The 22,940-nt window shown below is 62.6% G+C and carries 17 protein-coding genes and 1 pseudogene; 8 read left to right on the forward strand and 10 right to left on the reverse strand.

Translation table 11 applies throughout. From position 1 onward, the window contains the following. Positions 1–32: 32 nt before the first annotated feature. Positions 33–683, forward strand: a complete 651-nt coding sequence (locus tag ACP3TD_RS15700; protein WP_426763916.1) for a signal peptidase I — start codon at positions 33–35, stop codon at positions 681–683. After that, positions 680–1,093, forward strand: coding sequence for an Hpt domain-containing protein (locus ACP3TD_RS15705; RefSeq protein WP_426763917.1), 414 nt, complete (start codon positions 680–682; stop codon positions 1,091–1,093). The genes ACP3TD_RS15700 and ACP3TD_RS15705 overlap by 4 nt, the downstream gene beginning before the upstream one ends. A 72-nt stretch (positions 1,094–1,165) precedes the next feature. Here ACP3TD_RS15705 and ACP3TD_RS15710 read toward each other — a convergent pair whose 3' ends face one another. Next, positions 1,166–1,948, reverse strand: a complete 783-nt coding sequence (locus tag ACP3TD_RS15710) for a response regulator transcription factor (protein ID WP_426763918.1) — start codon at positions 1,946–1,948, stop codon at positions 1,166–1,168. Positions 1,949–2,105: 157 nt separating this feature from the next. On the opposite strand from ACP3TD_RS15710, the gene ACP3TD_RS15715 reads away from it, so the two are divergent. Continuing rightward, positions 2,106–2,540, forward strand: coding sequence for a hypothetical protein (locus ACP3TD_RS15715; RefSeq protein WP_426763919.1), 435 nt, complete (start codon positions 2,106–2,108; stop codon positions 2,538–2,540). Positions 2,541–2,806: 266 nt separating this feature from the next. Here the strand turns inward: ACP3TD_RS15715 and ACP3TD_RS15720 are convergent, their stop codons facing one another. The 6 genes from ACP3TD_RS15720 to ACP3TD_RS15745 all read right to left on the reverse strand — a co-directional run bounded on the left by ACP3TD_RS15720 (position 2,807) and on the right by ACP3TD_RS15745 (position 12,517). Next, positions 2,807–3,196: an Hpt domain-containing protein gene (locus ACP3TD_RS15720; protein ID WP_426763920.1), complete on the reverse strand. Its 390-nt coding sequence runs from the start codon at positions 3,194–3,196 to the stop codon at positions 2,807–2,809. Beyond that, the gene (locus ACP3TD_RS15725; protein WP_426763921.1) at positions 3,193–5,199 is read right to left on the reverse strand and encodes a glycosyltransferase; all 2,007 of its coding nucleotides are present in this window, start codon (positions 5,197–5,199) and stop codon (positions 3,193–3,195) included. Before ACP3TD_RS15725 ends, ACP3TD_RS15720 begins: the two co-directional genes overlap by 4 nt. After that, on the reverse strand, positions 5,199–6,896 hold the full coding sequence (locus tag ACP3TD_RS15730; RefSeq protein ID WP_426763922.1) for a glycosyltransferase family 39 protein: 1,698 nt from the start codon (positions 6,894–6,896) through the stop codon (positions 5,199–5,201). Before ACP3TD_RS15730 ends, ACP3TD_RS15725 begins: the two co-directional genes overlap by 1 nt. Further along, on the reverse strand, positions 6,886–8,913 hold the full coding sequence (locus ACP3TD_RS15735) for a cellulose biosynthesis cyclic di-GMP-binding regulatory protein BcsB (RefSeq protein ID WP_426763923.1): 2,028 nt from the start codon (positions 8,911–8,913) through the stop codon (positions 6,886–6,888). The genes ACP3TD_RS15730 and ACP3TD_RS15735 overlap by 11 nt, the downstream gene beginning before the upstream one ends. Before the next feature lie 147 nt (positions 8,914–9,060). Beyond that, complete coding sequence (locus ACP3TD_RS15740; protein WP_426763924.1) at positions 9,061–10,308, reverse strand: MinD/ParA family ATP-binding protein; 1,248 nt, start codon at positions 10,306–10,308, stop codon at positions 9,061–9,063. A 1,219-nt stretch (positions 10,309–11,527) separates the two neighbouring features. Then, complete coding sequence (locus tag ACP3TD_RS15745) at positions 11,528–12,517, reverse strand: IS481 family transposase (RefSeq protein ID WP_426763925.1); 990 nt, start codon at positions 12,515–12,517, stop codon at positions 11,528–11,530. 833 nt (positions 12,518–13,350) lie between these two features. On the opposite strand from ACP3TD_RS15745, the gene ACP3TD_RS15750 reads away from it, so the two are divergent. The 3 genes from ACP3TD_RS15750 to ACP3TD_RS15760 all read left to right on the forward strand — a co-directional run bounded on the left by ACP3TD_RS15750 (position 13,351) and on the right by ACP3TD_RS15760 (position 16,177). After that, on the forward strand, positions 13,351–14,850 hold the full coding sequence (locus ACP3TD_RS15750) for a polysaccharide biosynthesis tyrosine autokinase (RefSeq protein ID WP_426763926.1): 1,500 nt from the start codon (positions 13,351–13,353) through the stop codon (positions 14,848–14,850). A gap of 57 nt (positions 14,851–14,907) precedes the next feature. After that, positions 14,908–15,723 (forward strand): glycosyltransferase, encoded by an 816-nt coding sequence (locus tag ACP3TD_RS15755; protein ID WP_426763927.1) that lies wholly within the window; start codon positions 14,908–14,910, stop codon positions 15,721–15,723. A 199-nt stretch (positions 15,724–15,922) separates the two neighbouring features. Further along, positions 15,923–16,177: an IS110 family transposase gene (locus ACP3TD_RS15760; RefSeq protein WP_426767268.1), complete on the forward strand. Its 255-nt coding sequence runs from the start codon at positions 15,923–15,925 to the stop codon at positions 16,175–16,177. A gap of 70 nt (positions 16,178–16,247) precedes the next feature. Here the strand turns inward: ACP3TD_RS15760 and ACP3TD_RS15765 are convergent, their stop codons facing one another. From ACP3TD_RS15765 to ACP3TD_RS15775, 3 genes are all read right to left on the reverse strand, one after another. Next, the gene (locus tag ACP3TD_RS15765; RefSeq protein ID WP_426763928.1) at positions 16,248–16,661 is read right to left on the reverse strand and encodes a transposase; all 414 of its coding nucleotides are present in this window, start codon (positions 16,659–16,661) and stop codon (positions 16,248–16,250) included. 131 nt (positions 16,662–16,792) lie between these two features. After that, on the reverse strand, positions 16,793–18,118 hold the full coding sequence (locus ACP3TD_RS15770; protein WP_426763929.1) for a hypothetical protein: 1,326 nt from the start codon (positions 18,116–18,118) through the stop codon (positions 16,793–16,795). 73 nt (positions 18,119–18,191) lie between these two features. Beyond that, positions 18,192–19,007, reverse strand: a complete 816-nt coding sequence (locus ACP3TD_RS15775; protein ID WP_426763930.1) for a glycosyltransferase — start codon at positions 19,005–19,007, stop codon at positions 18,192–18,194. 921 nt (positions 19,008–19,928) lie between these two features. On the opposite strand from ACP3TD_RS15775, the gene ACP3TD_RS15780 reads away from it, so the two are divergent. Together ACP3TD_RS15780 and ACP3TD_RS15785 are read left to right on the forward strand one after the other, a co-directional pair. Beyond that, entirely contained in the window at positions 19,929–20,864 is a 936-nt protein-coding gene (locus tag ACP3TD_RS15780; protein ID WP_426767270.1) for an O-antigen ligase family protein, read from the forward strand. A 783-nt stretch (positions 20,865–21,647) separates the two neighbouring features. Continuing rightward, positions 21,648–22,714: pseudogene (locus ACP3TD_RS15785) on the forward strand (IS110 family transposase). The last annotated feature ends 226 nt before the right edge of the window (positions 22,715–22,940 follow it).

Consider the following 22,940-nt stretch of genomic DNA (forward strand, 5'->3'; position numbering starts at 1 on the left):
AAGCACCCCACCACACCTGAACCGAGGGCATCATGACCACGCAGACACAGTCCTACCCCGGACGGCGACGCGCCGCCGCCACGCCCTCATACCCCACCGCCGCTGCAGTTACCCGCATCGCGAAGCGCACCGCCAAACTCGCCGGCAAGGTCCTGATGGTCGGCATCATGGTGGTGGCAACGGCAGCCTTCCTGTTCCTTGCGGTGGGCCCCCGGGTGTTCGGTTACCAGACCTCAACCATGCTCACCGGCTCCATGTCGCCGCTGATCAACCCGGGTGACGTAGTGGTCAGCGTCCCCACCCCCGTAACTGACCTCAAGGTGGGCGACATCGTCACCTACCACATCCCCGTGGAGGACCAGCGGATCGAGACCCACCGCATCACCGACGTGGCCCGCGCCGGCAGCTCCACCACCATCCAGACCAAGGGCGACGCCAACAACGGCGCCGACCCCTGGACCGCCACCATGGCCGACGACCACGCCTTCACCACCGTGGCCGTCATCCCGCATCTGGGCGATGCCATCCGCGCCCTCCGCTCCCCCGTGGTGGGGAAAGTACTCCTCTACGGCGCCCCGGCCATCCTGGTCCTGCTGCTGCTGACCAGCATCTGGTCAAAGCCCAAAGAATCCACCACCGGTTCCGCCAACAGCACGGCAGTTCCCGCTACCCTCCCCTCATGACCAAAAGTCCTGCTGGCGGCCCGGGGCGGCCCAGGCCGAACCACGGCGCAGCACAGGACAACAGCGCAGTGCTGGACAGGTCCTGCCTCACCGAGCTCGCCGATCAGCTCGCCTCACCCGAGGCGGCGGCCCAGTTCGCCGCGGTGTTTGTGGAGATGCTGCCGGAGCGGGTGCAGGCCATCGAGCAACCCCTGGCGGACATCCGGGTACAGGCAGCCCGCACCGCGGCGCTGTCCCTTGGTTCGTCGGCCGCGATGATCGGCGCCCAGCAGCTGGTCCGTGATGCGGGGCTCATCAACCAGCACCTCAAAACCGGCTCACTCGACGCAGCCCGCGAAGTGGCCGCACGGCTCAGCGCGGATGCCGCAGCCGTGGCCGCCGCCATCGAAGACTTGCTCGCCGGGCAGTAGCCGCCCGCACAGGCAAAGCCAGGACACGGCCGCACGGCGGCGGGCCAGGACGGGAGCGTCAGAACGGAAGCGTCAGGACAGGGCAGACGCGGGCACCAGGCCGTAGCCCACCCCGCGGACGGTCCGGATGATCTGGGTGTCGGAGCCGCCGGCGCGGATCTTCCGCCGCAGGTTGCCGACATGGACCTCCACCAGGTGCTCGTCCGTGGCCCACTCATCACCCCATACACGCCGCAACAGGGATTCCTTGGTCCACACCCGGCGGGGCGCCCCAACGAACGCCGCCAGCAGGTCGAACTCGGTGCGGGTCAGCACAATCTCATTGCCGCGCACGTGGACAGTGCGGGACTCCGTATCCACACGAACGGGCCCGTGGACGGCCGCCTCGGAATCCGCCTCGATCGCAACGGCCGGCTGTTCCGGCACCACGGCCGCCGGCTCGGCAACCGCTGCGGCACCGCCGTCGGGAAACCCCCGGCGGGGACGCCGGAACATGGCGGTGATGCGCGCAGCCAGGGCCCGGGGGCTGAACGGCTTGGTCACAAAGTCGTCGGCGCCGATCTGCAGGCCCAGGAGCTCATCGATTTCCTCCACGCGGGCGGTAATCATCACCACGTAGGCGTTGGAAAACTCGCGCAGCCGCCGGCACACTTCAGTCCCGTCCAGGTCCGGCAGGTTCAGGTCCAGGGTGATCAGTTCCGGCTGGTGTTCCCGGATCATGGCCAGCCCGTCCATGCCGTTTCCGGCCACCACCACGTCAAAGCCCTGCATGCTGAGCGTCCTGTTCAGCAGCATCTGGATGTCTTTGTCGTCTTCAACTACAACGGCCCTGCGGTTGGCGGATTCATGTCCCATGATGCCTAGCATTCCAGATAAAGAGGCCCTCACCAGCCACGATGTCCGGGGAACCGCGGACATTCTTGAAGAAACCTTGAACTGGCCACCTGCGGATGTTGAAGCCAGGGGCCCAGAATAGAAACAAGGCAATCACAACGGAAGGCAGCAGCGGAACATGGGCAGGTCAAGGCATTCAGGCGCAGCACGGCATCTACGCCGTCTTGTTGCCGGTTTCGTCGTGGCCCTCTTCCTCGCAGCCACCCCTGCCATGGCCCAGGCCGCTTTCAAAGCCACAGCCTCCGCTTCGTTCACCGCCTCCACCTACGTCATACCGGCCCCGGGCAGCATTGCCGGCACCTACTCCTGCGATACCACCCGGCCCTTCGGCTCCACCATCAACGTCACCAGCTACGTCAAGGTTGCGCGGGCCACGGCCTACCAGCTCACCGTCATCGCACCGGACGGCACCTCACAGACCCAGTCATTCACCGGGAACACCGTGAGCATGACCAAAGCTTCCTCGCTCCGGAGCGGCACCTACACGTACGAGCTCAGCGCCCTCGTGGGGACCTGGACCGGCACTCCCTACAGGGGTACCTACACCTGCTGACCGGGTGGCCGTCCAAGGTCCCGCGTATCCGACTTACCGCGCTACTGCCTGTGGGCTGACGCGTCGCCCCAGTACTGGTAGCTGTCGTAGCAGTCGCGGGAGCAGAACACCGCGGCCGGCGTGGGGAGCAAGGTCAGCCCGCAGTACCGGCATGTCGGCTTGGGTCGCAGAATCTGCTTCACGATTCTCAGCATGGATGCAGGCTAAGCGTTCCATCCGCACCTGTGACCAGTGGAGCGATACTCCACTTTTCAGGCGAGTAATACCTACTCGAACCCATCCCGGGCACGGTTCCCATCGGCGGGACGTCCGACGGCGGCCCGGCCGGCCGCCAGCACCGCCGCCACATCAGCGGCCAGCACCTCCAGCAGCGGTTCCGCGGCAGCCCAGTTACCGGTGCATACCAGCCCCTGCAGCACCTCGGCGAGCGCCGCCAGCCGGGCGGCGCCCACCATGGTGGATGAGACCTTCAGGCTCAGGACCCGGTCCATGGCGGCAGCGGTGTCCTCCAGGAGCACGGCCGCGCAGAAGGTGGCAAGCCGCTCGGGCAGGAGGTCCAGGTAGGCGGAGAGGAACCTCAGCGCCAAAGCGTGGTCCAGTTCCTCCCCCAACTCCCTGATGCACACCGGGTCCAGGACGGGGTGGTGCGCGCTCACGCAGACCACCGTCCGTCGTCGTGATACTCCTCGTCCAGCCCGTGCGGGGTCTTCTCCCACTTGTGCGGGCTGGTGAGCATCTGCCAGGCGGCGCGCCACGCGGCCACCGAGTGCAGCACCCAGTACGCCGGGTTCAGCAGCGCGAAGATGGCAATCCGCCAGCCGTGCCGGCGCCAGGTGGCCACGCCGGACACCACGATCATCATGGCGTTGCCGAACAGCATGGACACCACACCGCCCACCAGCAGCCACTGCGGCAGGACCAGGCCCACGAAGTTGTAGCCCACGTAGGTGACGATGGTGAAGCCCAGCACCAGCGGGTAGGCCAGGAACGCCAGCGGGGTGCCCAGAATCAGGCCCAGGAACCCGACGGCGCCGGCCACCCCGGTGCGCTGGATGTACCGGAGGGTGTTGCGGGTGTTCACGGCCGCGGTGACCATGTAGCCCTTGATCCAGCGGGTGCGCTGCTTGATCCACGCGGGCACCTGCGAGCAGGCTTCCTCCCAGGTGGTGGAGTTGATGACGCCCACGCGGTAGCCCTCGACGGCGGCGCGCAGCCCCAGGTCCGCATCTTCCGTTACGTTCCACGGGTCCCAGGCGCCCACCAGCCGCAGCAGCCGGGTATCGAAGTGGTTGGAGGTGCCGCCCAGCGGCAGCGGGATGCCGGAGCGGTCCAGGCCCGGGAGCATGGAGTCGAACCAGTGGGTGTATTCGATGGTGAAGAGCCGGGTGAGGACGTTCTGGTCCGCGTTGAAGTAGTTCAGTGCCGCCTGCACGCAGATCAGCGGCCGGCGGTCCGGGTCCAGGTACTGCCGCTCGAACGCGTCCTGCCGGAAGGCGTCGATGGCTGCGCGGAGCTGGCCTGGATCGGGCCGGTCCTCGGCGTCGTAAATCACCACGTACTCGCCCCGGGCGAAGGTGAGCCCGTAGTTGCAGGCCCGCGGTTTGGTCTGCGGTTCGCCGCGCGGCACCACCAGGATCCGCACGTACTCCGGCGGGCGGGAGCGTTTGGCGGCCTCGATGGTTTCGGTGTCGTCCTCCTCCAGCAGCACCAGCACGTCCAGTTTGGACCGGGGGTAGTCCAGCTGGCCCAGGTTGCCCAGCAGCTTGTCGATGATGTTGGCCTCGCGGAACACCGGGATGAGGATGGTGTACACGGGCAGGTCCGCGTCAGGGATCCGCTCGGCCTCCTCCGCGGGGAGGCCGCGGCGCTCCAGTTCACGGGCACGGGCCTTCGCCGCGGACCGGTCATGCAGCACGTCGAACGGCTGCCGCAGGCTGGCCACGGTCTTGAACCCGATGCTCACCAGGAACACCACGTTCACGGCGGTGAGCAGCACGATGGTGGTCAGCAGCGCATTCAGCGCCAGCCCGGCCAGCAGGCAGCCCAGCAGCACGGCGGGGAGCAGGGTCTGCCACCGGTTCAGGGCGGTCCGGGCCGAGCCGTGCGGCAGCTCCTCGGCCAGCCGTTCGGCGGATTCGTAGAGCAGGTGGTTGCGGAAGGCCCGCTGGATGGAGTGGTTGATGTCCCAGTCGGTGGTGGTCCGGAACACCACGTCCGTGGCGCCTGTGGCCCGCATCGCGGCCCGGCGGATCGCCTCGCTGGGTTTCACCGCGGTGGCCACGGTCAGCACGCCGTCCTCCAGGTGCCACGGCAGCCAGCCGGGCTCGGATACTTCGCTGAACCGCAGCCGTTCCAGCAGCGCATCGTCCGACGGGTGGGACACCAGGTCCAACAGCGGTGCGTCCCACTGCTCGGCGAGGACCTCGTAGACGTGCCGGCGGTTCAACCCGGTTTCGAGGATGATGTGCCGGCCCAGCTGCCCGCCCTCGGTGGCGGCGCGCAGCAGGGCACGGTCCAGCTGGCCGGTGGTGATCAGGCCGGCCTGGAGCAGGGTCTGGCCCAGCGCGAGCGACTGCCGCCCAAGGCCAGCAGCAGCAGCCACGTGCCCGGGGCCGGCGTCGGGGCCGGCCGGGTCAAGAACCGGTATTGCCTCGGACATCAGTCCACGGTCCTTTCGTAAATCCGGTGGGTGGGGCTGGTGAACGCCACCCCGTAGCGGGAGTTGAAGGTGGGCTCGGCGCTGATGGCCTGGTACACCAGGTCCGTGAAGCCCGAGTCCTGCGGCCCGGCGCCGGCCTCCACGTTCACGAACACCCATTCGGCGTACCGCGCGGGGTCCTCGAGCGCCGGGGCGAAGTGGTCGCCGGAGGCGCGGTTGTAGATGTTGCCCAGCGGGATGCCCATGGTGGGCAGCACCGCGTTCCCGCGGGCGCTCTCGTCCATCAGGATCCCGCCGCCGCGGTAATGGTCCTTCAGCCAGCGGGCGGCGGCGAACGAATCGGTGTTGGACTGGTGGGACATGCGCCCCTCGGCCAGGATGGCCAGGCGGCCGGCGGGGTCCTGCAGCCACCACGCGTTCTGCGCAGCGAGGGCCAGCAGGAGCGCGGCGGCCACCAGGGAGCGCGTACGACGGCGGCGCGTCGCCTCGTGTACGAACGCCGCCACCAGCACGGCGGCCAGGGGCAGTGCGGTGAGGGCGAAGCGGTTGTTCCACCAGGTGCTGGGGAGGGAGTGGTCATTGTTGATGGCGGTCTGCCCCAGGTACAGGCTCACCAGGGCGAAGGCGTAGGCGCTGCCGGTGACCGCGATCAGGAGGGTGCTGGTGGCCAGCCCGCGGCGGAACACCACCACTACGGCACCGCACGCGGCGGCGGCCAGGACCACCACGCCCAGCGTTTCGAACAGGGACCAGTGGAAGGTCCAGAGGGTCAGGCCCAGGTTGCCCTTGGTGGGGAGCAGGCCGCCGTCGGTGATGTTCTTCTGCTGCGCGTAGGCCGAGTACTGGCCGAACATGAATTCCAGCGGGTTGCCGTAGATGGCCCAGTTGTAGGAGAGCCACCAGAGCACGGCGGCGGCGGGGACCATGGCGTAGCCGGACGCCATTTTGAGGGCTTCGCGGACCTGCCCGGAGCGGCGCAGCTCGGTGATGAGGACGAACAGGGTGCCGGTGAGTACCAGCGCCCAGCCCTCGTAGCGGGAGAGCACCGCGGCGCCGGACGGGATCCCGGCGAACACGGCGAGCTCGCCGGCGCTCATCCGGCGGCGGCTGGTGGCCCAGTGCGCCAGCCCGGCCATGCCGGCCACCAGGCACATGAGCAGCACAGGCTCGGTGAGGGCGGTGGTGTAGGTGTACAGGATGGCCGGGTTGGCCAGGACCACCAGCACGGCGGCCAGGCGCCCGGCCCGGCCGTAGCCCAGCCGTGCGGCGATCCGGTAGAGCCCGGAGGCGGTGGCGGCCAGGGCCAGGATCCCCAGGATGCAGGCGCCCCAGCCGGTGCTGAACATCCAGAGGTTGATGATGAACGGCATCAGGAGTAGGTGCGGCATGGGCAGCCACACGGTGCCCAGCTGTTCGAAGCCGGGGGCTTTGCTGTCGAACACTCGCCGGGCGATGGTGAGGTGGCTTTGGGCGTCCGAGTAGTCCAGGTTGCTGCCGGAGCTGGTGGTGTAGAGGCAGGCAAGGAATCCCACCACGGCCGCGGCCCCGGCGATCACGGCGGTGCCGGGGACATGGCGGCCGGCCACCGGGGCGCCGAGGGACGCCCAGGTGCGGGCCGGCCACGGGGTCCGCTCCCCCGCGCCGTCCGTGGCCGTCCCGGGTTGGGTGGCCGGCGGGGCCTGGGGGCTACTGGCCACTGGTGCTGTCCGCGAGGGCGGCCTGTTCCCGGGCTTCGGCGTAGGCGCCGGCGTGCCGCTTGTGCCGGCGGCGCAGCAGGACGCGGGCCGTGAAGGCGAGCAGGAGCACGGCGGCGGCCGCGGCGATCCAGAGGGCCAGGGGCCGGAACCCGTCCGTCACCTCGGCCTGGGGTGTGATGGCGTTGCTTTCGAGGAGCACAGGGTCGCCGGTGGTCTGGGTGACCAGCAGGTTCCGGGACAGGGCGCTCCAACCGCCGGGCTGCTGCTGGACGTGGGCGGCCAGGCTGCCCTGCAGCGTGCCGGCGGTGGTGGCGCCGGTGGCGTTCTCGGGTGCCCAGCCGCCCAGGAGCAGGAGGTTTCGGCCGTTCTGTTCGAACCCTTCCAGGACGCCGTAGGGGGCGGTGGTGCCCACGCCGAATTCGATGTCGCGGGCGGCCACGGTGCGGAAGCCGGCCAGGCGGAGCGGGGCCGCAACTTTCTCTGCGGTTTCGGCGGTGGCGCCCACCAGGAGGCCGGAGTCGCTGGAGTCCAGCAGGCCGGCGGCGTCGGTGAGGCGGACGTCCAGGAGCCCTGCTGAGTCGCGTTGCAGGGCGAAGGCGAGCGCGGCGGCGCTGATGGTGTTCTCCTGGGCGGTGGCGCCGGCGTCGAACGCTATGGGCAGGGTGCTGCCCAGGACCTGCGGGAAGCGGGCGAAGCCGGGCTTGAGGGAGTGGCCGCGTTCGGCGGTGAGTTTGCTGCCGGTGGTGTCCACGGTGAGTTCCATGGGGAGCACGCCGGCGGGGCCGGAGCAGTCGCCGCCGGCGGGGAGGGCGGTGAGGCGGAGGCGGAGGCCGTTGCGGGACTGGATCTGCCCGGCGGGGACGTTTGCGGTGAGGTCGAAGGAGTCGCCGTCCAGGGTGTGGGAGCTGATCAGGTAGTCGTTCCAGTAGACGGAGAGGGCTGCCTGTCCCCCGGCGGGGACGGCGGTGTGGGTGCCGCTGAGGTGGAGGGTGACGGCGGAGACGGGCCCGCCGAACTGGGACTGGCTGACGCCCAGGTAGGTTTCCTGGGTGCCGTAGCCGGCCACTTTGATGGTGTTGGCGCCGAGGTCTTGGAGGGTCTGTTCGGGCCCGGCGGCGGCGGGGACGGTGGAGGTCATGCCCGTGACGGTGGTGGAATCGGCCAGGGCGGATTTGGTGTTGGCCAGCGCCTGGGCGGCGCTGCGGAGTTCCTCGCCGTGCCCGGTGAGGGCCAGGGCGGGGCGGCCGGATTCGGTGGTGAGGGTGGTGCTGACGGCGTCCTGTTCTTCCGGCGTCGCGGCGGCGATGGTGATGATCCGGGAGCCGGCGGGCAGGGCGGCTGCCCGGGCCGCTGCGTCCGGTTCGGGGACCAGGTTGAGAGCGGCGTCCGGGTAGCGGTGGGCCATGGCGGCTGAGGCGGCCAGGATGGCGGCGGAGACGTCCGACGGCGGATTGGCCGGCACCGGGATGAGGACGGCGGGCACGGAGGGAGCCAGGAATTCGGCCACGGTGGCGGGTGCGGCTTCCGTGCCGCTGGTGGCGAGGGCCACCTTGCTGAGGGTGGCGGCGGACTGGGCTGCGGTGCAGACGTTCTGCACTGCGGGGAGGTAGTCCAGGGTGAGGACCAGTTGGTGGGCCGTGAGGTCCGCGGCGGTGACGGGGGCGTCCAGGGTGAGGGCCGCGCCGGCGGGGGCTTCGAGGAGGGTGCGGCCCTTGGCGGTGACGCGGATGGTGCCCTGGACGGCCTGCCCGGCCACGGCGATGGTGCCGGTGACGCGGGTGGGGTTGAGGCCATCGGCCACATGGAGGGCGAGCTGCTGCCCGGTCTGGCCGGGCAGGGCGGACACGGAGGCGGTGGACGCCGGCGCTGCTGTGCCGTCGGTGTGCGAGGCGGGGACGCCGGCTTTTGCCGCTGCCGAGGTTGCTGCGTTCGCGGCGGGTGCTGCGAGGAGGAGGCCGGTGGCAAGCAAGGAGGCGCAGGTGAGCACGGCGCTCCCTGCCCTGAGACGTGAAAGCATTCCCCCAGCTTCTGCGGGCCAGTTCAAGGCAAGGCGGTGGCTACGCTCAAGATTCGGTCAAGAAGCTGTGGTGGGGCTGATCAGTGAGCTACTGAGGGCGATTAATGCCGCTTCATGGCCGGAACACCCCCCCCCCCCCGACGGTGACTAGAGGTACCCGTCGACGATAGCTGCGGCGATTTCTTTGTACGCCCGCCGGGTTTCCGGCTTCAGGACCTCGAGGGTCACCAGGTCCCCGTCGGCAACGCCCCGGTCGTGGGGAACCGCGATGAGCTGGCGGCAGATCCCGGACAGGTGTTCCTCGATGGCGTCCTTGTCCACGCGGGAGGACACTTCGTCCTTGTCGGTGATCACGACGATGGCGTTCCGGGCCAGGTCCTCATATCCGTGGCCAGCCAGCCATTGGAGCGTGCTGCGGGCTCGCTTTGCGCCTGATACGGCATAGCCTGCGGCGATAACCAGATTGTCCGCAGACTGCAGGATCCCACTCATGGCGTTGTGCGTCACACCGGTGCCGCAGTCGGTCAGCGCCACGGAGTAGTAGCCGGAGATGAGCTTGCGGATCCGCAGGTACTCCTCGGCGGTAAGTGAGTCCGAGACTTCCGGGTCCTGCTCCCCCGCGATGAGATGCAGCCGGCCGGCATGGTGCATATACCTGGCCAGCGCGGTCAGGGAGTCGACAGACTCGATGTTCTCCAGAAGGTCCGTGATGGTGCGGGGACTGGCCTGCTGGTAGATTCCCTCGCCCAGGGCACGCTCCACCAGGTCGCCCGAGTCCGGATTGGCATCAATGGCACACGGCGCGTCGCCACGGAACTCAGCAAGGGTGAGGCCCACGCCGACGGTGGTGGAGGTCTTTCCGATCCCGCCCTTGAGGCTCAGGATGGCGGTGTTGTAACTGCCCTGGAGTTGCCGTGAGATACGGCGGGCCAGTTCATCCTCCTGGCGCTGTTTGGGCCCCGGTCCCATGTTCCAGGAACCGCCGGTCAGCTTGTACATGGCGCCGCGGAAGCCGCCGACGGGCCGCGGTTTCTGCTCCTTGACGAATAGTCCCGGTGAGCTGATGAAGTCCGGCGCAGGACTGTCTGCGATGGCGTCAGCCACTGTTGGACGACTTCGGCGGAAGGACGGCGTCTCGGGAGCAACCTCAGACGACGGCAAGGAGACTTCCTGGGCAGCTTCGGCAGCAGTGGAGTCACTGGGAACAGCGGAAATGGGCGCGTCCGCTTGGACTGCAGACTGCGCGGAAACCGGTGGCCGCGTCGGTGCCGCAGGACCGGGCACGACGGGCTTGGCCGCGTCGGCAGCTGCCGCTGCTTCCGCCCAGGACGAGCGGCGCGTGGCCGGCCCTCCGGCGTCGTTCTTGCGAGGCGTGTTGGGGGTTACGGCTGGCATGGTTCCTGTCCAGGCAGCCTCAAGCGAGCCATCGGCGCGACGAATGTCGCGGCGTCGGCGCAGCTGCGGCTGCCCTGCATCTTCTGCTGGGGCGCCTGCATTCTGATCCGCCGGTTGTGGCATGTCTGTCCCCCCGGACGTTCGGCAAACTGTTATGCAGCACTAGTTCAAGGAGTAAGTCTAAATGCTTCGGGAGATGCCGATCGTCAGGATGGGCGGCGGCCAGACGGATTACCCGTCGGGCTGAGAACGTCTGCGACGACAACGCCCGATTTCTCACCTTGCCGAATTCGCACCAAAATCCCCAACGCCACACAGGCCTACCTGAAGTGCTCTACGATTTGGGCTATGGCACGGCCGAGCGCGGGAGAGTTCAGGCTCGCGCGCTGAAAGCCAGGGACGACCGGAATGTCGAAGAGGTACTGGTCGACTAGATGCGGACAAGCGCGGCGCCCACTACGGCAGCGGTGAAAATAAGAAGGACAGCCAGAACGGCGTAGCCTCTCCACTTAGGACGGCGCTTATACGGGTTGATGTCGACGTAGGGCATAACTAAGCGCGGTCACTCCTGGTTGCGGTCACCCTGACGGCACGACCCTTGAGTCGGAGGACCTGGTACATGATAAAAAAAGGAACCATCAAACTGGTCAGCAGGGCACATAGTGCCAGCACGAAATCGGTTAGAGCCACAGAATTCTCCGTTGATCGGGCGGCGGTTCCTCTCGAGTCCGACCTAACCACGTGATGATAAAATTGACAAGTCAAGTCACATTCTAACGGCGCAAGCGTCATATCCACCGGAAAAACACTCCCCCAATAGGCTGCGCCTGTTGCAGAGAAGCACGGTCGGCTTCCTGGCTGTCGCTCGCTTGATCCCGCGCGGGCCGCACCGCCGCCCATCAGCCTTACCGCGTGGCTTTCCAGAGTCCCGCCAAGTAAGGGTCCGCTCTCGTTCTGCAATTACTTAGTGCAACAGCCACACTGGCATCTCTAGCTGTGGCCCACTTAATTGCCAGCAATTCATCTGGCTAAATCCCTGTGGTTACGACAATCCAGGAAAATAGTTTGAGCCATCGCGGGAGGCACAGACATGACGACGGGCCGCTCCAGCGGGCCGGTCCGGCAACTCCGCCCGGCAGGAGGTAGGTTTCGAAGCCGAACGTTTCCGCTAGTTGTTCGCGACTGCCCCATCCTCCCGCGGAAGGACTCAGTGAGAGCACTAGTTGTACTGCCCAGCCAGGTTGGTTAAGCGGCTGATGGGCGGTTGGCCTCCGATTGCGGTGTGGGGCCTGTGGTGATTGTAGTGGTGCAGCCATGCCGGGAGGGCGTTTCTGCGGGCTGATTCTATGGCGTAGAAGCGTTTGAACGCCCACCCGTCCGCCAGCGTGCGGTGGAAGCGTTCGATCTTTCCATTGGTCTGCGGGCGGTACGGACGGGTTTTCTTTGCTTTGATGCTCATTTCACGACAGGTGTCACGCCAGAGGTGTGATTTGTAGGCCGAGCCGTTGTCGGAGAGGACCCGCTCCACGGTGACGCCACGGGCAGCGAACCAGGACACTGCACGCCGGAGCACTCCAACTGCGGTGGCTGCTGTTTCATCGCCGTGGGTCTCCGCATAGGCGACGCGGGAATGGTCGTCAATGACCGTGTGTACGTAGGCCGTGCCGATGACGGGGTGACTGCGGCTGCCGGTCCTGACCGGTGTCGCTGCACGGTTCCTGTCGCCCTGATTTCGGCCGACGTAGCGCCAGCCGCCACCATCGGGGATGTTGCCGAGCTTCTTCACGTCCACGTGGATCATCGCCCCGGGCTTGTCGTGCTCGTAGCGGCGGATGACTTCCCCGGTGCGTTTGTCCACGTGGCGCAGCCGATTCAGGCGGCATCGGACCAAGACCGCGTGCACCGTCGAGGCCGGCATGGCCAGCTTCGCGCCGATAGCGACCGGCCCCAGCCGTTGCTTCCACCGCAGATGCACGACCTTGCGGACAAGCTGCTGTGAGGTCCGGTTCGCCACCCGGTGCGGGCGCGAAGACCTGTCGGTCATGCCCGCCGGCCCCATCGCGGCGTAGGGGGTCGCCCACCGTTTGGCTGTCGGCCAGGACCAGTTGAACTGTTCGGCGGCCCGTGACACCGGCCAACCGTGATCAACCACCAGACGCGCAACACGTAAACGTTGGCGTGGAGTCAAAGCGGCATTAGCGTGGGACATGAGGACCTCCTGGTCGCTTCAGCGGTTGTCTAAGCAACTCCACTGCGCAACCGGAGGTCCTCACCTTTGGGTCAACGACTCCAGCGAGCCACCACCTTCACCCAACCAACGTCCCTGGGCAGTACAACTGTGGTTGCCCGGGGTGCGGGGTTCCGCCTTGGGCAGATGACTTACTTCCCCAAGCCTCTGGTGGGGGGAACTGACGGGAGGCTCGGCTCTCCTCGGACGGGGTGCTGCCCGGTTCACGGCCGTGCCAGATCCCATCAAGGTCGGGCTGAAGTCCTCGGCACACATGAGGCTGCAGCGCAAGCAGGACACCCGACGGACTCGGCGATAATCTCGAGGTCTAACACATGCTCTGTGGGCGTCGGCCGCGGCATCATCTCTTGGGCCGCGCGCTGGACAATCATTTTCGAGAAGCTGCAATCCACGCACAGCGCCCTAGACACAAAGGCGTCCTCGTGTTCTGGGATGACAGTCCGCAATAACAGACTTAAGCATTGACAACCAATGTCGACGTGCTCCAACATCACACCCCTGCGGAACAAATTCCAACTACCTTCAAGGGACGACTCTCGCAAGATTGCACCATAGCCGCTTACTTCCCGAAAGTGCAGGTAACGGCACGAGATTAGGAAATACAAACCTGAGGTGTCGGCTTCCGTAGTGGCGAAGATGACCTGCCGATTCACTCGCATGTGTTAACCCATCCGGCCTGGCTGGAATGAAAGGATCACCCGTCCAGCGGCAGGTAGACTTGAAGCAACCGCGTGAAACTTATACTTCGGCAAGCGCACGCGTCTGCCTAGCCATCGATACAGGGGGACCCAGTCTTGGATCTACGCGACTACGTGCGCATTATACGCCGGAGCTGGATATTGATCGTGGGAGCCGTCCTTGCGGGACTTTTGGCGGCCGGCGCGGCATCGATCATCATGAAGCCAACCTACACAGCCGAAACCCAGCTTTTTGTGGCCATTCAGGGATCAGGCTCCGTTCAAGAGCTCCAGCAGGGCAACACCTTCGGTCAAGCTCGTGTTCAGTCTTACGTCAAGACGGTCAACTCTCCCATCGTTCTACAGCCAGCGATCGACTCACTGGGGCTTGAAGTTACAGCGGAAGAACTATCCAAGCATGTGAAAGCCAGCACCGATCTTAATACCGTTCTGATAAGCATCAGTGTTTCGGACGGTTCGCCAGTCCAGTCGGCCGCGATAGCAAGGGCCGTTGCCGAGAGCCTTATCAAGGCTGTTGACGGCCTTGAAAAACCAAAAGCAGGAGGGAGCACCCCCGTAAGCCTCTCCGTAATTACTCCTGCAACGGCACCCGTGTCCCCATCCGCGCCTAACACTCGGATGAATCTATTGTTTGGACTATTTGCTGGTTTAATACTTGGTACCGCAGGAGCAGTCCTTCGATCCCAACTGGACACTGTCATTCGAGGTGAAAACGACGTCAGAAGAGTCACAGCTGCGCCGCTGCTGGGCGGTATTGCCTTCGACAGCGACGCTAGCCGCAAGCCCCTCCTAACTCAGGCGTTGCCGCAGAGTCCCCGGGCTGAATCTTTCCGCCAACTGCGTACAAACCTACAGTTCGCCAATATCTCAGGGGATGCACGAACTGTCCTAGTAACCTCATCCCTCCCAGGCGAGGGAAAGAGCACCACAGCAACGAACCTCGCCATAGCCCTCGCGCAAGCAGGACAAACCGTATGTCTCATTGATGCGGACCTTAGGCGTCCCATGATCAGCGAGTACTTGGGGCTTGAACGGAACGCGGGACTCACTACTGCTTTGGTGACCGAGGCGGAAGTGACTGATCTACTCCAACAGTGGGGTGAAGATAACTTGTTCGTTCTGACTTCGGGTCAAATACCTCCGAATCCAAGCGAACTTCTCGGCTCCAGCCAGATGAACCAAATGATCAGGCACCTCGAGCAGATGTTTGACACAGTCGTGATAGACGCTCCCCCGCTCTTGCCGGTTACTGACGCCGCCGTCCTTTCCCAGCACGTAGGGGGCGTCGTCTTGGTTGTGGGTTCACAAAAACTCAAGGAACAGGAACTCCAGAAGTCTTTGAGCGCGCTTGAGATGGTGGGCGCTAATATTTTTGGCCTCGTAATGAATAAGCTACCCACCAAGGGTCCGGATGCTTATGCGTACTCCTACTACGGCAATGTTGACGACGCGTCCCGGGTATCTTCGACAAAGCGTCGCGCAGCTCCCAAGCCTATAGATTTTCCGAATGAGCATTTCGATCCTCGTTACGCTGAAGATCTAAGACCCCCCAATTTGTTTCCCCGTCAAGATGAGCGAACTGCACATCACGACTGAGTTTTCATAGTGTTTATGTGAAATTTGTTTCCTCAATCTAGAATTGATTATCTCAAGATGAAATTCGCAGTCGTTACGCCTGTCCGTAATGCCGGTAGCCTGGTCTCAGAAACCATAAATAGCATTCTGTCCCAAGACGGCCTGTCCACTGGGAAGTTCGAATTGGATTATCTTGTTTGGGACGGCGAATCCGATGACAACACGGCAGATCACGCCCGATCGGCAACTCGCGGATCGGCTCGAGTGATCACAGGTTCCGATAAGAGCATGTACGACGGACTGGCACAGGCATTCCGCTTGGTTGACGGCGACATCTATTTCTACCTCAACGCCGGCGATCTCCTCCTGCCCGGGGCGCTGTCGCTCGTCGCCCAATTATTTGAGGACAAGGGACTCGACTGGATATCTGGGATGAACGTTCACTATGCCGTGAACGGAACCGTAGTTCGCGCCAATTTGCCGTTGAGATATCGCAAGTCATGGATAAGGCAGGGCATCTACGGACGAGTGCTTCCACCGGTTCAGCAGGAATCCACCTTTTGGTCAAAAGCACTAATGTCTAAACTCGACCTTGACGAGCTCGCATCATACCGGCTCGCCGGCGATTACTTCATCTGGCACTCATTCTCAAAGTACACCGAACCGACAATTGTTCAGGCCGCCCTCGGTGGCTTCCGCTACCACGGAGTTCACCTGAGTGCCGACATGTTGGGTTACAGGAAAGAGATGGAGCGCGTTGCCCGCCCTCTCTCATTTTTTGACAAGTTTAAGACCGCTGCAGAGTCTGTTGCCTGGCATGGACCACTAAGATTAAAATCGATGCTTAATCCATCTATCTTGCGATATGATCCCGCGCGAGACGACTGGCTGTAATACGCACGTGCGGCATGCAGCAGGGGGCCTGACAGAACTCACGCTTAACTTGGGGGTTCGAAAACAACAGGGCGCAAAGTCCGGAAGAGTGGCTACAACTGAAGCGGCCATAAGATTCGATACTGTCGATACGTCAGTAAGGCCCTGATTCGCGACCTACCGCGGAGATGGCGAGACCGACGCGAAAGATGCCAGAATCATCGCTGACCAGGCTCGGATCCGCACGGATCTGCAGCCCCTCAGGGGTGACCATCAAATCAGCGTGGACCTGCGGCTCCTCACCGCCTGCCGTACGGATTTGATCTGCGCCCCTGTCCGGTCGATCAACCGGCCTCGCGCCACCTTGCTGGAATACTTCCCACCCCTGAGCGTGCGTTCGATTACTCCGAGAAGAGCGCCCCCGCTCCTCCTGGGCGGCTATCAGACTCCTGAGGCATCCGGCGGATCGGGCTGACCGGCTCACCGGCCGGCTGAGGAAACGAGCTCTTCGCGGTTCGTGGGAAAATGGGTCCCTGGAATGAGTGTTATGCCGCCGTCCGGACGGCACTTCTCAAGAGAACAACCGATTTGTAGTTGACTGCATTGCGGTACCCGCGGGCGGTGCGTTTGGTGTTCTTGATCGCTGTGTTGTTGGCTTCGACCTTGCCTGTCGTGGCGCCGGTGATGATGAGCACCTCATTTTCTTTCCACCATCTGCAGACGGTGCGGTAGAGCCTGTTCGTCTCGGGCCTGGCTGCCGCCTTCACAAAGTTCTTCGAGCTTTGTTTCGCTGCGGCGGCGTCCTCCAGGGAGCCGGTGCGCAGCAGGACCCGGAGTTGTTCTTCAACCTTCCAGACCGCCCGGAGGGTGCCGGTTGGATCGTCGACGGCGAACACTTCCTCAAGCCGGAAAGCGGCCGGGCAGCTGAGGTTGTCGCCGTCACGCAGCAGCAGCAGCATCCGGTGGGCCCAAGCCTTGTCGATGGCCCGACCGCATCGGCCTTGACCTGCTGCGAGAGGTTATGACGAGTCTCGTCATTGCGGCAATAACAACCCAGCTCCTGTCGAAACCTTACCCCGGACACCATCCTTTACCGGTCCGTATGGAACAGAAACCGGCGGACGGCAACTATGTCGGGGACAAACTGCCCGGCAAAAACCCCCACGGCGGCACCAAAGGCAATTATAGGTGCACCGTAAGTCGCGGAGAAAACGACTCCAATTGACAAACTCAAAGTCGCCATCACCGCAACGCAAATAGCCTGGTAACGCAATTCAACGGGCTTCGTAAGCATGCTACCTGCGGGTAAGTGAAGAGATTGCGCTAAAAGGAGCAAGCCAAAAGCGAGAAATGTATCTTCACCAATCGCGATTTCTCCTCTAGAAATAACGTGCCCCAAGTATGGGCCTATTTTCCAAAGAAGGAAGCCGGCAACTAGGCCCCCAACGCCGAAGACACCCACCATCAGACGCCAAATATAGTATGACTCCCGAGGACGCGAACGCTTCTGAGCAAAAATGGTCCAAAGGGCACCTGCCGAAGTAGCTATAACTGACCAAGCCAGTACATAAATTTGCGACGCCAGAGCGAACTCTGAAAGTTGAATGCTGGTAGACCTATGAGAAAGTACTAGGCGACCCGTCTCAAGACCCAGCGGCAAACCAATAGTAACAACAAAAAGCCATCCCGAACCGGACAAAAGCTTGCGGATAGGAAAGCGCTTCAGTCGCGAAAATGGCTTCAGTAGAACTACACCCTCGCGCTTCAAGAGTCTTAGTCCTATAAAAGATGCGATTACATTAGAGATAAGCGCACCTATGAATCCCGACAGCGCAAAGGACATTGGAAGGCTGCTCAATAGCATCAGACTGAGAGTAGAAACTAATGCAAACAAGGATGAAGTCATTCCAATAAACACGGCAAGGGCATTTCGTCCGAGCCCCACCAGAATGCGCGCACCCAGACCGCATGGAATACCGGCGGCAAATATCATAAAACCGATCGAAACAATCCACTGATCGCGAGGATCTATATTTCGACCAAATACTTCGTCCCAGAGCCCAAAAAAGCCCATGCCGATGGAAGTTAAGACTAGGGCTGCCGCTACACAGATGAGCACCTTATAAGCGCCCGCTATACGTTCTTGAACCAAGGGCTCACCGGCACGCAACTGGCTTCTTAGGGCAACAGCCGTTGTTACGGAACCGCCAATGCCCAGGTCGGCAAAGGGCAACAACGCACCGAGAGTTGCCACGGTGTTGACTATTCCATACGTGGAAACGCCAGTCTGAGCAACAATCAGCGAAGTATTGTAAAGGCCGATGACCGCAACAATGGGCACCCCAACAATCCTTACACCGGAACCAGCTAAAGCTTGGCGCAGTAATAGAAATATCGGGCCACGACTATTCATCATCCGTTTATCTGCAGTGCAGATAGAACGCGATTAATTATGACTTTCCCCAACGATAGTATCCGAGACTGCGACTTCAACGGATTTCGCCTACAAGTCCCGGGAACTTAGGGTTAAGAAGTCGCAAATGCGCGCGATTTTGAAGAAACTTGAAAGTGCGAGGTACAACGCCCACGAGTTCAGTTATAGTCGCAGGCAGGTACGGAATTGCAACTTTTCGAAGTCGATTCCTCTCGCGGCGAAGAAGATCTTCGTGACGGCCGCCCTCGGTAATAGATTCGGCATGAAGCCTAAAATACCCCAAGGTATCGTTCACTCTCAGAAAGCGGGCGTGCTTGCTATAGGCTTCGTAAAGTATCTCGGCATCCCAGTTGACTGGGTTCGTCGTGTTAAACGACAGACCGGACGAAAACAACCGCCTCTTAAATGAGGTTGCCTGCTGCAGTACAATTCCTACGGACAAAGCATGACGAACCGGAGTGAACTTATCGCTTCTGATGTACTTTATGGGATTCCCTCGATAATCGATGGTCCAACCGTTTCCGATAATAACATCCGCTTCAGCGTTGTCGGAGTGCAATTCGTCGATGATCCTAAGAGCATTAGGGGCCAACTCATCATCAGAGTTTAGATAGAGAACGACGTCTCCTCGCGCTTTCGAGAATCCACGGTTTAGTCCATCGGCAGGTCCGCTGTCGGATTCGAAAATTGTTGTGTGGTTGGCATCGTTCATATTCGTTATAAGTTCACGAGAGCCGTCTGTAGATCCCGGATCAACAAATATATGCTCGTAATCCGGAAAGGCTTGCCCACGAACGCTCGCGATGTTCCGCATTAGGAAGTCTCGTTGGTTGTAACTTATTGTCACAATTGAAATTCTTGGATTAGTCATACAAATTTCCTTCCAGAGAAGTACACACTCATCTAGCTCAAGTCTATTCGCTGCGCAGAGCGGGAGCGGGATGGGCCTATTAGTGGGATCGTCCCCGGTCGCCGAACCGCCAGCCTCTGTATCCAGTTGGGACATTGCCATCGTTCCCTGCCGCGTAGAATCCGCTTCCAATGCTCACATGAACAGGCTGTCGGCCACGGTCGGCATCAAAGAGCCTTCGTCGAGCAGTGGGAGTCATCCGGCCCCAAGGTGCTGCGTCGTCTATTGGCCACGGAATGGACCGGACCGGTGACGTTTTCTTCGCTACGCGAGCTATGCTGGAGGATAGTTAGCGGTCAGCAACGCAGCCATTACTTACGCAAGACCTCGCTGTTCTCCGTCATGAGTCAGGGATTACTGCTTACCGAATCAAGGAGTTTTGTGTCTGCCCCCGTCCTCCTACAGGTGCTCCTGTGCCTGGCGATCCTCCTCAGTTTTGCTGCTGCCGTTCGGACGGTAAAACTCCGGTTGCTCGGCTCTTGGACGATGAGTTCTACAGGGCTCGCTGTGGTGTTCTTAGCGACCAGTGGGCCTTCAATCGCCTCGAAAGTCGCCGGACAGCAACACAGTTACTACACCCTACTCGGGGAACCCGTCACCGTTAATGGTCCTATTTATGATCAACTGTCTACAGTAAGTGACTTGTTGCTGGTTGCGTACCTAGGTTACGAGTGCATCCAGCTAGTTCGACGGACTGGTCTCGGAGCCGTCGGCAACATCCATGCTGCCGTCCTTTTTGTTCTTGTAACTGGATGTATTTGGGCCGGGACGGCGTTCAGCACAGCTGAGGGCATCTCCCGAGGATTTCTGCTAATTACGGCGCTGGGCGTAGTACTCCTACTGAGGAAGCATAGCCTCGCATCGCTGGGCGTGGGTGGTCTTATGCTCGCGCTGTCTATTACAGCTGGCTCATCTCTATATGGCCTGTCGGGCGCGCCAGGTGCGCTAACATCCTGCCGGAATGACAAATGCGGTTTTACCGGAGTTTTGTTCAGCGGTGTATTGGGTCACGAAAATTCCCTGGGCTTGGTTCTGATTCTACTTATTCCTTTGCTTTTTGCTCTTCGCGATCGGCTCGTCAGATTGCTCGCTGGTGCCGCAGTTGGCATTTTAGTACTCGCTTCCGGAAGTCGCACTTCGCTGATCGCATTACTGGCCGTAGGGTCCGTCTGGCTGCTCCTAGCTATAAGGTCGAGACACCGCACAAGTACCCTTCGAGTGGCAATTAGACGCCTTGCGTTGCTGGCGCCTGTGGCCGGATTTGCGGTTGCTACATTTTTGGTCGTAAGCAGTCGCGACAACCCCGGAGCTTTTACTGGGCGTTCACAGCTTTGGAACCTTGCAGTGTCTGCTATAGCCGAGGATCCGTTGTTCGGACGGGGACTGTACGGATGGGCGGATATACGACAATCGACTGGTGCGTTCGGCGCTTCTGCTGGGTACTCGCCCCATAATCAGTTCTTAGATGTAGCTCTGCAGGGCGGCGTCTTCGCTGCGGCAGGTCTCGTAGGGCTAACCCTCCTTTGGATTAAGCAAGGCTGGGACGGATTCCTCCCCAGCACTCTCTACGTCACGGCACTGGCATGGGCTGGCATATCGGAGCGTCCAGTCTCCTTCGGACTTCCCGACTGGAGCAGCGTTGGGCTCATTGCTGGCATTCTGTTGCTAGCCGCTAATTGGCGTTGCGTAGATACTGAAACCGGGAATAGCACTATGGGTTTCCTTGACGCTGCTGGACGATCAGTGGGGACAATTTCGGGTAGCAATGCTAAGCAAACGCCACCTGCCATCCGCTCACAGCTACATCTGCGGAAATGAAGAATTCGTTCCCAGGGTGAAGAGGGTCGAATGGAGACGGCGCGGCACATGTCCGTTCGTTCTAGTCCTTTATCTCAGATGCATAGTACTCGTGGCATGCAATGCTGTTCTCGGCTATCCGGACTCCTCAAACTAGCCGTCATGTAGCTATGCTGCGTCGGGCTGCTGAGCGCTTCAACGTTTCCATTCCGACGGCCGCGCCCTGGATGACCGTGGGAGCCGGCCACTGACCTGCCCGTACCGGACCCCGATGCGCGCCGAGAGGCGTGTGCTCGGACTGCGGGTAACCGCCGGTGGGGTCCGGCCTGGATCGCTTATCAGCTGCACCTGAACGTCTCCACGGTTCACAGCATCATGGTCCGATATCTCTGCCCTCCGCTTCGGTTCACCGATCCGGCAACCGGGATCAGAGCGCGGGGCCGGGATCCGGCCCGCAGGTACGAATATGCGTGGCCGGGCGAATGATCCACGTGGACGTCAAGAAGCTCTGTGAGTCTTATCAGCAGCTGGTCTGGGACTGGCTGGCAGGATGGTATCGGCCGTCCGCCTCGGTGGTTGTGACTCAAAGAAACTATGACCATTAGTGTCTTGCGTCCGACTTGTCCTTCCGTCGGGGTGGTCGGCCGGTACCTGTCCGGCCCACTTCGGTGACTTGATCAGAAGATTGTCCGCGTTGTTGAGCGCATGATTCGTCACGGTGCTGTTCCGATGTGATTCCTACCCGGACCGGTACCGGCCTTTAGCGGGACCTTGTCCATCGCTGAGGAAAGGTGCTGCACCGCCATGTCTATCGTTGCGCATTCCCACCCGTTTGTCGTGGGGGTTGATACCCACGCCCGGAATCATGTTTACGCCGTCCTCGCCGCCGGGACCGGCGAACTGCTGGATACCCGGGAGTTTCCCACGACGCCTGCCGGCATCAGCAGGGCCATCGCCTGGGTCGCCCGCCGTACCGGGGCAGACGCTGACACGCTCTGGGTCATCGAAGGCGCCGCATCCTACGGGGCTGTCCTGGCCGGCACTGTTGCCGCCGAGGGCTTCCCGATCGCCGAGGCACCACGCATGGATGCCAGGAAGCGCCGCGGCGTTGGGAAGTCCGATGCCCTGGACGCCCACCGGATCGGCGCGGCCGTGCTGCCGCTGCCGCTGGAGAAGCTGCGCCGGCCCAGGGTGAACGACGGGGTCCGTCAAGCCCTGCGGATCCTGATCACGGCACGCGATGCGATGAGCACCGAGCGGACCCGCTCGGTCAACGCGCTCACCGCGCTGCCGCGCACACACGTTTTGGGACTGGACGCCCGGAAGCCTCTTTCAGGCGGGCAGATCACTGACGTCTCGCGGTGGCGTGCACGCGAGGAGGAGCTCTCCCTGTCCATTGCCCGCGCCGAGGCGGTTCGCCTGGCCAGGCGTGTTCTCGAACTCGATGAACAGCTCAAATCCAACGAGAACCAACTGACCGAGCTGGTGCAGCTCAGCGAGGCCGCGCCCCTGCTTCAGGAACCGGGCTTTGGGCCCGTCGCTGCAGCGACCTGCCTCGCCACCTGGTCCCACCACGGGCGGGTTCGAAACGAGGCCGCCTACGCGTCCCTGGCGGGCGTCAACCCGCTCCCTGCGTCTTCAGGAAACACCGTCCGCCACCGCCTGAACCGCGGGGGCGACAGAAGCCTGAACCGCGCCTTACACATGGTCTCGCTCACCAAAATGGCCACGATCCCGAGACCCGGAAATACGTCGAGAAGCGGCGGGCAGAAGGCCACACAAATAGGGAAATCAGTCGATGCATCAAGCGCTATCTGGCCCGACGCGTACACCGCACGCTCAACGCTTCCTGCACCACAAATGCCGCTTGACAGACATAGAAGAGTCGGGCGCAGCCCGGAAGGAGGCGGCTGGCGCTTACGGGCGGGTGCAGGGCGAAGCGAATGCCCGGGCCCGGTACGGCCCAGAGGCCGTCGCCAGGTCCGAGGCTACGCACTCCTGCACTACCCGTTGGACGTGTTAGCGCCGACCGAAAATGTGTGGTCCGAGGACACCCCGGACCACACACAATAGAACCGCCAACCCGTGGCCCCGTTT

It is taken from the genome of Pseudarthrobacter sp. 1G09 (assembly GCF_050038305.1).
Taxonomy (GTDB): domain Bacteria; phylum Actinomycetota; class Actinomycetes; order Actinomycetales; family Micrococcaceae; genus Arthrobacter; species Arthrobacter equi.